10 protein-coding genes are annotated in these 12,103 nt (G+C 42.0%); all 10 read right to left on the bottom strand.

Annotation, left to right across the window (positions count from 1 at the left end):
* Window positions 1-16: 16 nt before the first annotated feature.
* Window positions 17-1,483, bottom strand: a complete 1,467-nt coding sequence (locus A3GI_RS0103620) for a UDP-N-acetylmuramoyl-L-alanyl-D-glutamate--2,6-diaminopimelate ligase (protein WP_018360115.1) — start codon at window positions 1,481-1,483, stop codon at window positions 17-19.
* Window positions 1,467-3,749: a penicillin-binding protein gene (locus A3GI_RS0103625; RefSeq protein WP_018360116.1), complete on the bottom strand. Its 2,283-nt coding sequence runs from the start codon at window positions 3,747-3,749 to the stop codon at window positions 1,467-1,469. The genes A3GI_RS0103620 and A3GI_RS0103625 overlap by 17 nt, the downstream gene beginning before the upstream one ends.
* 57 nt (window positions 3,750-3,806) lie before the next feature.
* A complete protein-coding gene (locus tag A3GI_RS11150) occupies window positions 3,807-4,637 on the bottom strand; it encodes an FtsL-like putative cell division protein (RefSeq protein WP_018360117.1) in 831 nt (276 codons plus the stop codon).
* Window positions 4,638-4,719: 82 nt separating this feature from the next.
* The gene (gene rsmH / locus A3GI_RS10445; RefSeq protein WP_025079601.1) at window positions 4,720-5,655 is read right to left on the bottom strand and encodes a 16S rRNA (cytosine(1402)-N(4))-methyltransferase RsmH; all 936 of its coding nucleotides are present in this window, start codon (window positions 5,653-5,655) and stop codon (window positions 4,720-4,722) included.
* A gap of 242 nt (window positions 5,656-5,897) precedes the next feature.
* On the bottom strand, window positions 5,898-6,401 hold the full coding sequence (locus tag A3GI_RS0103640) for an SRPBCC family protein (protein ID WP_018360119.1): 504 nt from the start codon (window positions 6,399-6,401) through the stop codon (window positions 5,898-5,900).
* 12 nt (window positions 6,402-6,413) lie between these two features.
* Complete coding sequence (locus A3GI_RS0103645) at window positions 6,414-6,782, bottom strand: winged helix-turn-helix domain-containing protein (protein ID WP_018360120.1); 369 nt, start codon at window positions 6,780-6,782, stop codon at window positions 6,414-6,416.
* Between the two features lie 56 nt (window positions 6,783-6,838).
* On the bottom strand, window positions 6,839-8,179 hold the full coding sequence (locus A3GI_RS0103650) for a Fic family protein (protein WP_018360121.1): 1,341 nt from the start codon (window positions 8,177-8,179) through the stop codon (window positions 6,839-6,841).
* Window positions 8,180-8,205: 26 nt separating this feature from the next.
* Window positions 8,206-11,454 (bottom strand): DEAD/DEAH box helicase, encoded by a 3,249-nt coding sequence (locus tag A3GI_RS0103655; RefSeq protein ID WP_018360122.1) that lies wholly within the window; start codon window positions 11,452-11,454, stop codon window positions 8,206-8,208.
* Window positions 11,455-11,475: 21 nt separating this feature from the next.
* A complete protein-coding gene (locus A3GI_RS0103660; RefSeq protein WP_018360123.1) occupies window positions 11,476-11,679 on the bottom strand; it encodes a helix-turn-helix domain-containing protein in 204 nt (67 codons plus the stop codon).
* A 205-nt stretch (window positions 11,680-11,884) separates the two neighbouring features.
* On the bottom strand, window positions 11,885-12,103 hold a 219-nt coding region (locus tag A3GI_RS11595), incomplete at its 5' end, for a transposase (RefSeq protein ID WP_018360124.1).

Raw genomic sequence — 12,103 nt, forward strand, 5'->3', positions numbered from 1 at the left:
ACTCTTTTATTATATTTTACTTAATCGTATCGAAAAAATCCCGTACCACTTCACGGTCGTCGAAATGGTGTTTCACTCCTTTTATCTCCTGATACGTTTCATGTCCTTTCCCTGCAATCAGCACGAAATCGTTTTTCCCGGCAGACATACATGCGGCACGGATAGCTTCTTTGCGGTCGGTGATACATAAAACGTGTTTCAATTCCTGGGCAGAAAGTCCTTCCTTCATTTCTCCGATGATAGCCTCCGGCTCTTCCGAACGGGGATTATCGCTCGTCAGAATAACCCGGTCTGCCATATCGCAAGCCACTTTGGCCATCAGAGGGCGCTTACCGCGGTCCCGGTCGCCTCCGGCGCCTACTACGCAAAAGATTTTTCCGTCTCCCTTGACCAACGGTCGTATCGTTTCCAGTACGTTACGTATGGCATCGGGAGTATGTGCATAATCGACTACGGCGGTGAAGTTACCATCGGGTGAAACCAACGCTTCGAAGCGACCGTTAACCGGTTTTAGCAGGGAAAGATGCAATAGAGCTTCTTTCCTGTCCATCCCCAGCAGACACGCAGCGCCGTAAACTGCCAGTATGTTGTAGACGTTGAAGTCTCCCACTAAACGTATGGTCACTTCATTACCGTCTATCAGCAAATCCGTGCTGTCTACATAGTGCTCCTGTATCGAGGCCTTAAAGTCCGCCACGGTTTTAAGGGCATAGGTTTTTTTGCGTGCTTTTGTGTTTTGCAGCATTACAGGCCCGTTCTTGTCATCTTTATTGGTCAAGGCGAAAGCTGTGGCAGGCAGGTGGTCGAAGAAGCTTTTCTTCGCTTTCAGATAATCCTGCACCGTACCATGGTAATCCAGATGATCGCGGGTTAGGTTCGTAAAGATACCGCCATCGAATTGCAGCCCTGCAATCCGCTTCTGATCTGCGGCGTGCGAACTGACTTCCATAAAGACATACTCGCATCCCCCGTCGGCCATATCACGCATAAGTGCTTGCAGTGATATGGCATCGGGTGTGGTATGTGTTGCGGGAACCTCTTTCCTCCCGATCTTATTGCAAACCGTGCTGAGCAGTCCGCACATATAACCGGCAGACGTAAACAGCTCGTAAAGCAGCGTTGCAATCGTGGTCTTGCCGTTCGTGCCGGTTACTCCCACCAGTTTGATCGCATCGGAGGGATTGCCGTACCATGCCGAAGCTATTTGCCCCAGAGCTTCATGCGTATCTGCAAATTGCACATAAGTCACACCTTCCGAAAGGTTTTCGGGAAATTTCTCCAACGCCACGACGGAAGCCCCCGCTGCGATTGCCTTATCGATGTACCGATGTCCATCTACGGAAACACCCGAAACAGCCACAAAAAGGCTGCCCGGCTCTACTTGGCGGGAGTCTGCGGTCACATGGTTCACGCAAACATGCTCATCGCCGATTATATGGAGAGGTTTAAGACGTATTGTTAAGTCTTTAAGATTTTTTTGCATTTGTTTCTTTCGGTTCTTCTACATTTTCCAATCGCAGGATAACCTGCATGCCTGCTTTTACGGGTGTACCGGCCGAAGGCTGCTGAGATATTACGTTGCCATGCCCGATCAGCCTGGGTTTGACTCCTCTGCGCAGGAGCAGGTATACGGCATCTGCCGGAGCCATGCCCACCACATTGGGTATTACTTTATCGTTATATAGTGGCAGAGCCTGCAGCTCCATCCGGTTATCTCTTGCCGTCACTGCAACCCATTTTTTATCCTGATCTTTTTCGTTAACGGCATAAGGCAGTTTAACGGCTGCAAAAACTTGCTGAATTTCGTCATTGTTTCCGTGGGCAACTTTCTTCGGGAGCTTCGGAACAGCCCCTTTAAGCCCCAGCGAGTCCAAAGGCATCGGCCGCTCCAGAGCCACCATGTGCTCGGCTATATCGCGAACAATCGGGCCTGTCACGTTTCCTCCGCCCGGATACTCTTTCGATGGGTTCGGTTCGCGTACCACGGCTATACAGCTGTATTTGGGCTTTTCGCTCGGGAAATAGCCGCAGAAAGAGACCTGATAACGTGTACCGCCGGCTCCACGGTATCCGGCACCGCCACTGCCGGCAAGCTGTGCCGTTCCGGTCTTACCGCTGATGGAAACCACTTCCGACTGAACAGGCTTGCCCGTTCCTTTCCAAACTACGTCGTAGAGCATCTGCCTTATAATTCCCAGAGTTTCAGGTTTGCAGATGGCTTCGATCAGTACGGTGGGTTTATTTTCTATAACGGTATTGCCTTCGGCATCCACTACTTTATTTACGAAGTAGGGACGCATATATTGTCCGTTATTGGCAATGGCATTATAGAAGGCCAGCGTATAAATCGGCGGTACCTGCGTTTCGTATCCGTAGCTCATCCAGGGTAGGGTAGTACCGTACCAGCGGTTCGGATTATCCGAACGTTTTCGTATCAAGGCCTTTTCATAGCCTTCGATTTCCAGCTTGAGATCCAGACCGAAGCCCAGGTTTCTTATTTTTTGCACATAATCGTCCGGCTTGTGTGCATAATGCTGCTGTATGATTTTTGCTACACCTACGTTGCTGGAGTAGTGAATCGTCTGTGCGACCGTAATCTTGCCGTATCCGCCACGGTGGGCGTTATGATCCCTTACCGTTCTGCCGGCTACCTGCCATAAGCCGTTCCCCACGTCGATAATATCGTCGGGATGAACCACACCGTCATCCAATGCCACCATCATGCTCGCAGTCTTGAACGTAGAGCCCGGTTCGGACATATCCTGCAGGGCATAGTTCAATGTTTCGGCATATTTCCCGGGGCCTGTTTTCCCCAGATTGCTAATTGCCAGAATTTTTCCGGTTTCCACTTCCATAAGTACGCAGGTGCCGCTTCCGGCATCCACGTCGGTGAGCCTTTGACGGAGAACGTTTTCCACTACGCTTTGCACGTCCATATTGATTGTGGAGTATACATCCGCCCCGCGAACCGGTTCCTGCACTGTGTTTATATTTCTTTTGCCTCCGGTATAGGTGCGTATGGCTTGTCCTGTCTGTCCCCGGAGCAAAGAGTCGTATGCCAGTTCTATACCGTTGCGGGCATGAGATAAACCGTCGGTTTTATCGCCATAGACACGCCCTATCGTTCGCATGGCCAACGAGCCGAACGGATTCATTCGGCTGCTTTGCTCTTCCTGAGTAATAATTCGGCTGAAAGGGCTGGGAACGGATCTGGTGTTTCGTCTGTGAGGTGCAAGCGGAAAACAGTCCCGCATCTCTTTCAATTCCAGATAAGAAACATTGTATTTGTAAACCGGCCAGTAACGGCTTTTCTTGCTTATCCCTTTTTTCCACTGTTTCAGCAGATCCTGCTTGCTCACGGGATGAACGGACTCGGCATATTTGTTGCTGATTAGCGTAGCCAGAGAATCCAGCATCCTGTTCATGCTGTCTTTGGGTATCTGTGTGAACGAAGGGGCCCGGAAGTCGAAGTAGAGGCGATAGTAAGGAGCGGTAACGGCAATCAACCGGTTATCGTCATCGTAAATACTGCCTCGTATCGGGTTTACCATGACCAGTTCGGGAGGATTGAGCCGGGCTGCAATTTTTCGCCATTGCTCACCCTCGACCAGCATGACATAAAAGAGTTTGAACAGGATGAGTATCATCAGCAAAAGCATGAATATGGTCACGATTCTGAATCTGGCCAGAGAATTGAATCTCGGCTTTTTCTCTTTTGTATTTTTATGCGGTGTTTGCCGGTCTGTCATAATATTTCAGCTTGTCATCTTCCTTTACAGCAGCGGGTTTTTTAAGGAAAGTCAAAACTATTTTTCTTCCGGAGCCTTACCGGTACGGATAATATAAGGAGGTTGGGTGGACGGTTTCAATCCTAAATTCTCCCGTTCAATGGCTCGTTCTATGTTCATCTTCTGGCTGGAAGCCGTTACATCGGATGATTTGAACAGCGCTCTGTATTGAATGTCTCTCAGTTCGTTTTCCAGCCGGTCGATTTCTTTGACCTGATTGATCAGGTAGTAGCCCCGGTAAATGTTAATGCAGAAAAGAACAGCAATCCAGATTAAAATGCCGATATTATTCCGGAACCATGATTTATGAATGAACCCCTCGCCAAGTAAAGCCCAAATGGAAGTCGTGTTGCGTTTATGGTTGTTTTCTTTCTGCTCGCCGGCCGATACTCCATGGTCTTCTTCAAAGACCGTATCATTTATTTCGTCTTCATTTTTGAGGTCTTGTCCGTCCTCTTCAATGGCGTTGTAGCTTTCATCATACTCTTCGGCATCCGTTTCTTCCGGGTCTGCAATTTCTGTATATCCAACTGTCGTTGCTTCGGGGTAGTCCGGTTCTAAATCGTCCTCCTCTTCATCGTAGCGAGTTGCTTCTTCTTTGTCGAGTGTTTGATATTCCTTATCGGTCGAATTTTCCTGAGTGTAGACGTCAACTTCCGTATGTTCATACTCATCGCCCAAAGCATCGGACAGTTCTTCCAGATACAAATTATCCTCACTGTCTTCCGGGGCAAACCGGTTTATCGTATCCGGCAGTTCATCGGGAATGTCGAATTCTCGCTTACCGCGCAATTCGTTACGATCTTCCGGAGGTGAAGAATATCTGTTATTATGGTCGTTGTAAGACATGCGTTATTTATCGAAAAACAAAATAAAAACAACTCAAGAAATTCATTTTCACGAAGATAGTAAGAAAGGCTTAATTAAGGTCTCAAATCCGGTCGTTTTTCGCAGTTCCCGTCCATCGTGCCACTCGCAGTTTTGCGCTTCGAGAGCGTGGATTGCGGGCGATCTCTTCAGTGGAAGGAACAACAGGTTTGCGCGTGACCGGTTGCCACAGGCTCGGAGCTTTTCCGTAGATATCCGGCCGGTCTGTTTCGGGTGAAGATTTGAGGAATTGCTTAACGATGCGGTCTTCCAGAGAGTGGTAAGTCATCACCGCCAGCAACCCGCCGGGTTTCAGTACATCGGTCGTTGCCCGGAGCATTTCTTCCAAAGCGCTCAGTTCATCGTTGACTTCTATTCTCAAAGCCTGAAAAATACAGGTCAGCTGCTTTTTCTCTTCCCGTGGATTGATTTCCGGTTTTACAGCAGCAATCAGGTCTCCTACGGTATTGAGGCTTTGGGATGTACGTCTGCGCACAATGGCAGCAGCCAGTTTTCGACTGTTCTTCAGTTCTCCATAGGTGTAGAATACATGGGCCAGAGCCTCTTCTTCATAATCGTTGAGGATATCTCTGGCAGAGTTTCCTCCGCGGGCATTCATGCGCATATCGACCAGCGGGTCTTCTGATCTGAAACTAAAACCGCGAGAAGCGTCGTCGAAATGATGTCCGGAAACACCCAGATCGGCCAAAATACCGTCGATCTGTCCCAGCCGGTCGTAATAGTCCATGAAGCGATCCAGATAGCGAAAATTTCCGGCAGTAAAAATGAGTCGGTCGTCCGACTTGATATTTTTGATGGCATCCGCATCCTGATCGAAAGAATACAAACGGCCTTTGGGCGACAAGCGTTGTAGAATAGCATGCGAATGGCCGCCTCCGCCAAATGTTACATCCACATAAGAGCCATCCGGGTTTATTTCAAGGGCGTTCATACACTCCTCCAGCATAACGGAGGTATGGTACACTTCGTTTTCACTCATTTATAAAGACATTATTAGCGTGGCAGCAACCTCTCTACTGCCTCTTACATATAAAATAGCCTGCGTAAAGTTAATACAATCCGCCCCTGCCGTCAAATAAAAACAAATCTGCCAAAAAAATACTCTTAGCTGATAATCTCTTCCTCTTCAAAACAAATCTATATTGATTTACAGTGTATTGCAATTACATGGTACAAATATGATTTCTTAAATCGATTACAAACAATCGGTTATATTGTCTTTCATTGCCCTGCTTTTCCAAGTTCTATTCGAGCTGTAAGTTCTTCTTGATATGTGGTCATAAACTTGTTTAAGTCCATAAAAGCATACCCAACCAAACGATAGAACAGATTCTTGTATTCTATCTTTTCTGTTGCAGTGAATAGAGTTTTATCTCCTTCCATCGGTTCGAATGTTGCCTGCCATTCTCCTGTAAACATTTTACTATCCATCTCAAAACTGTAGAAAGAGTGTGGTCTCTTCTCAAGTGTCTTGAATCGGATAGTTACGCCATTGGCAGTCTCTTCCCATTCTTCAATATCCCCTTGGGTACGGATGATATCCAAATCATCCAAAGAACTTCTGTAATGCCATTCTTGATTGTTGGTCACGATAGCAAAAACGACATCAACAGGAGCATTCAAAACACACTGCTTTGTCTCCGTTCTGATTCTTGGAAGGAGTGCTCCTATGAGCACGATAACCAATACAAGCAACAAAAGACTGCTCAATATTATGTACAACACATTCTTCACGTTCTATTTGATTATTACCCACTTTCCAGCCTTTGTAGAGCCTTCGTGCTTGATGAGTCCTTGCTTAGTCATATTCTTAATATGATATTTAATGCCATCAAGAGTAATGCCGATAGATTGAGCCAACTCCTTTTGAGTAATTTCAGGCTTTGCCTGAATAGCTGCTAAAATTCTTTCTTGGGTAGTTTCTTGGGTAGTTTCTTGGGCTTTTCTTGGGTCTTTCTTGGACTTTTCTTGGGTAGTTTCTCCTCCAAATCCCTCTTCAAAATACTTTTGAGAGGCGTTCTCAACTGCTCGAAAAGCTATGATCAATGAAAAATCAAAAGAGGCTTGCCCGTTACCGTTTTCTTCCAATTCCTTCCTCAACGTCATAATCAGGCTTAATATTCAAATGGACACTCTTGAATGCCCTATAAATGAACTTTAGCTTATAGCTTATCTTTCAACTGCTTGCCCAATACTGTTAGCCGATATTTTTGCAGACTACTATTAGGTTTATCGGGAATAGTCATTTCTATAAATCCCTGTTCTAATGCAGGCTTTAAATAATTTGAACGGAAATTTTCTCTATGGGAAAGACCCAATTTTGCTTGTATCTCTTGCCTATCCATCTCGTTGTTCATTATCTTAACCAGTTCTTTTACTTGCTCGGTTACTTGCTCGGTTACTTGCTCGGTTACTTGCTCGGTTACTTGCTCGGACACCGGAAATATCATTCGTAAAAAGTTCTCTGTAAACTTGAAACATTCTTTTCCGTAACTGTTCAAAATACGTGGGACACCAGACCCTAAGTGTTCTACTAAATCTAAATCTCGAAATACGCGCATTAATTCTTTATTGCGTGGCACCGAATAGCCTTCAAAGAACTCCTTCTCTGTCATGCCTTGTGGCAAACTGCCAAATGATGTAATCTCAATTCTATCATCAAAGAACTCAAATTTAGGTGGCACTTCCGAGGTATAATCGTTATGAACAATGGCATTAATCACAGCTTCACGCAAAGCGACAGGGTTCCATAATTTTGTTTCTTTCCGTTCTTTGGGTGTGATTTTTGCCAGTGTTTTATTTTCGACTTCAATTTTATCCAATACTTGTTTGGTTGCCTTTATTAACGAACAATACCCATACTCGTTGTTTTCTGTCAAGTCAACACGGTCAAATCCATTGTATTTTGCCACTTTCACAGATATTCCATTGGTATCAGCCAATAAGTATGCTACATAATTGTATTCGCCTTCTTCTGTAATCAGCTCCAAATTGGACGTAAACTGCTGATTTAGTGTTTTCCCTGATCCCTCGTAGTATATCTTAAGTTGCTCAAAAGTAAGGTTCTGGTTTGGAGACTTGATTTTGCCAATGGAGTTCCGAGTACGTTTGGCAAATAGAGATTCTATCATCTTTACGGGCATTGGTTCAGCAGAAGTACCGACACGAATGAATGTGCCTCTTTCCGACATCCCAAGTTTCTTGATATAGTACGGCTTTTCCGTTCCACTTGCCAGAGTAATTTTGATAACGTTTTTTGAATCAATACTTTCTACTGACACATCAAATAATCCCATACATGATGGCATAATGTTATTCTTCAGTCGATCTTTGATTTTGAGCATATCACCATCAATATCTGAAACGCCAACAGCTTTCCCTGTTTTGTCGATTCCAATATAAATTACGCCTCCTTCGTGATAATTCAGAAAAGCGATTGTCTCTTTTTCCAAATCATCTATAAGTTCTTGTTTGTATTCTATACGGTTGGTTTCAGAATTCATATATAATATTCGTTATTGATACAAAATCAAATATTTGAATAAACAACTAATTCAACATTGCCCAAAGTGTGAAGATAATGATGTGTGTTCCCTAAAAGCTGTAAAATATCCCTAGATGCATTCGCCTTACTTAAAGCAGGTTGAACAATGTAAATGTGAAATTTTGTTTCTTTTCTCCATTTCGCAGCCATTAAAACGTTCTCTAAATCTTCTTCTGTTCCTTTTATGAATCGGCTACAAATTATTCCATTTAATGATTTTTCTTTGCGTTTGAATAAATGGTCAAAGAAATCCTTTCCCTTTCTGAATTTGTATTTCCAATTCAATGATTTTTGGGCTTGCCCGCAAACATGATAGAAATTATTAATATCATTACTTACTCTCCCTCCTATAGCTCCTTTTAAGTGAAACAAATGGATTTCTATATGTGTTGGGAGGTCTTTTATACCTACAATATCTGCAATTTCTCCTTTTCCATCATCATCGTAAACAATATCAAAGTCATTTCTGATTTTGTTTATAAAGTAATACTGAATGGAATCTTGAACATATGGAGCAATGTCTTGAGATTCACGTCTCAAATTTACCCCTGCCCAATTATCTGTAATGATGTTGTCTAAAGGAATGACATCTGCTCCCGTTTTTTCTTTGATATAGTTGTTTTGGAAAAGTTGAGAGCCGTCCGTAAACCAGATAGTAGGAGCAAATTCTTGTAAGAAACTTTCTATTGACTGTTGAGTTCCTCCATGAAAAACAACAGCATCGATATTCGTCCTTTTTATTATTCTGTAATAAGGAATATCTTGATTCGTGGCTCCAAGTTCTATCTCAAAAATAATTCTAACATCAGAAGTATCAAATGAGAATTGTAATGGATTTGCCACATCATCTTCAACAATATTTAATTCAGAATTTGATAAATCATACGAGTTTCCATCAATCCGTATTTCAAATCTTGTTTCTGAAAAATCATACATATCAGGGTTCCAATCAACCATTATAGGAAGAATGTTCGGTCTGGAAACAATTTTCTCTATCTTCAGGGTATTTTGAAGTACAATATTAGGATCTATATTTTCATTAGAGATTGTATCTCCAATGTTTTTACACCAACTGGCTAATTCATTCAGATTTCCCCTTAAATAAGACCATATTTTCCCAGTTACAGAGCATCCAAGCGATATTTTTTCGCCTTCTTTATATCCTACTCCAAAAAAGTTGTTTTTTATTATAGTTCCTTGTTCTAAAGACTTAATCCCATCTTGTACTGCTTTTCCTATGAAGTTTTGAAATGTGACATCTTGACCAAAGCCCTTTCGTGCTCCGACATTAAACAATGTGAGCCTTTTTACATCATGAAAGACTCTAAAAACATTCATTCCTGTTATTTTACTTTTGCTGGCTTGAGTATTGAAAACCGCTTCAATTAGTTTGTCTTTAGATAAGCCTTTAATGGAAGTATTCACGAATATACGATTCACATTGGGTCGTAAATCCCAATAAACTATGATAATATCCCATTGCAGATTTTTTACCACTTCAAAATTACCCCAATCCACATTACTTATCTTGCCCAAAATGATAACCAAGGTATTATTACTGTTATCGCTATATTGATGTTCGTAAGTATCCAGATTAGATATTCCTTCTTTCCAATTTAAAGGATTCCATTCGGTACTGTTATTATTATATATTACCGTGCTCAATGCTGGACGAATGCTTTGGAATGGTATTTTTGATTTGTCAAGATGCCCGAATCTATCTAAGAAGTTTCTAAAATCTATTTCTTTTTGAGTTGCATGCTCATTCAATCGGGGTAAAATTAGATTCCAGTCAGCATTTCTGGCGTATAACTCGTCCAGTTCTTCATGAATGGGAGGATATGCAATATTAGTGATAAAACTGGCGTTCCCCAATTCACTATAGGAAGTCCTTGTGAAACGACCAATAAATTGAAGGGTAATAGGTAAACTTTGCCTTTCATCATGTATTGCGGCTATTTTTAAGTTAGGCAAGTCGAATCCTTCACCTAACATGTTTACACAAACAATAATAGAATGCTCTCCTCTTTTGATAGCCTCAATCTTTTTATCCAATCCACCAATATTTGTATAAACCATCACGGGATTGAGGTCTTCATACTGTTTGTAGTGTTCGAAAACCTCTTTTGCTCTGATTTTATCTTTACATCGAGCCATGATTATGTGATTATAACCATTAGCAATATCTTCTCTAAGTTGTTGAACGGCTCTCTCTGCTATTTTCTCATCCGCAAGTTTGCGATTATATTCCCTTATGGGCAAATAGTTTATCTGCTTATAATATCTTTGTTCCTGTGCTTTGCGAAGAGAAAAATTGAAAATTATTTTGCCTTGTAAATTCTTCCCATCATTTCTGTATGGAGTTGCCGTAAATAGAAACACTTTTTCTTTATCAAAACAGTCAATCAACTCTTTCCATGTTTGCGCTTCCGAATGATGAGCTTCGTCAACAAATAAATGAGAAAATTCCTGAGAATATAACGTTTTTGCCTCTGCTGTGCTATCCGTTAAAATATCCATTGTTGTAACTACAACATTTACTTTTGATATGAAATCGCGAAGAATTGCTATATCTGTAATACCACTATTCATAATCCCGACAATGGGATTATGACAATCTTCATCAACGATTCCATATTCTTTAAGCAATCCGAGAGTAATGAATTTTTCTGAAATTTGTGTTCGCAATGAATCGGAAGGGACAGAAACTAATAGTTTTTTGCATTTGTTTGAAATAAGGGTTGCTAACATTGTTTCTGTTTTACCTGTCCCTGTAGGCATTACTACAATTCCTTTGTCTTCTGGATTTTGCAAATGGCTCAAAATAGAATACAAAGCTCCCATCTGGGGAGGGCGTAAACCTTTTATATTATTTGCTTCATCTTCTTGAATAAATTTGAACTTGTTTTCCCAAGAAGACAGAACTTGGGTAGGAGATAGAGTTTCAAATTTTGGATGCTTCAACCATCTTTTGACTTTTATAGTTCCTGCTTCCAAATCCTTGCTCTTTGGCTGTTTAGTTACTAATAAGACATATTCATATTGATTGAAAATATCTAAATTTTCGTTACTCGTGAGCAGATAGTTTATACCACTAGAAGTAACAACAAATGGCTCTCTATGTAACAATTGTACATCCTCAAGAACTCCACCTTGAGAATAATGCTGCCAAACTTGATTACCATTTTGATTATAAAGAAGTTTTCTTACGTTTGGTAAACTTAATGTCCCCATATCTCTGATTTTACCCTAGATTTATTTATGTTTAAAGATTAACTCTCCTGCATCCACCCCTAGTATCTCCGCAATCTGGAAGAGGGTTTCGAGGCTTGGTTGACGGCGGTTGCAGACATAGGCATTGACAATGCTGAAGCTCTTGCCGAGTTTTTCGGCAAGCCATGTTTGCTTAATTCCTTTCTCCTCAAGCACTTCTTTGATTCGATTCATGGGTTTATCCATTGCTTTCAATGTTCCGTTTGATAGCGTAAAGATATGAAATGAAGTAGCATATAAAAAGGGAATGAGGATTTATTCCCACTTATATCTTTATGATGATTCGGTCTTTTGGGAACAGACATTATTTATTGTATAATACTTAAAAAGAAAAGGGGCTGTGTCAAAATGAATTTTGGCGCAGCTCCTTTTAGTTTTGGTTTGTGGTTGGTTAAGCCACCGGTTTTAGCCTTTGAGGGATATTTTTGTGTTTTTCGAGGAGGTGGAAGCGCATGAGGCCGAGATTGAGGGTTGATATAGGTCTTTTGGGAGTGTTTTTCGCCTTTCGAGCAACCTTAGCACATAGTTTCTTCAGATTAAAGGCCATAGCTAGAAAGGCGAAGTCCATCTTGACCTGCTCTAAGCCCATATGTCTGAAACGCCGATACCC

This window comes from Porphyromonas macacae DSM 20710 = JCM 13914 (assembly GCF_000379945.1).
Lineage (GTDB): Bacteria > Bacteroidota > Bacteroidia > Bacteroidales > Porphyromonadaceae > Porphyromonas > Porphyromonas macacae.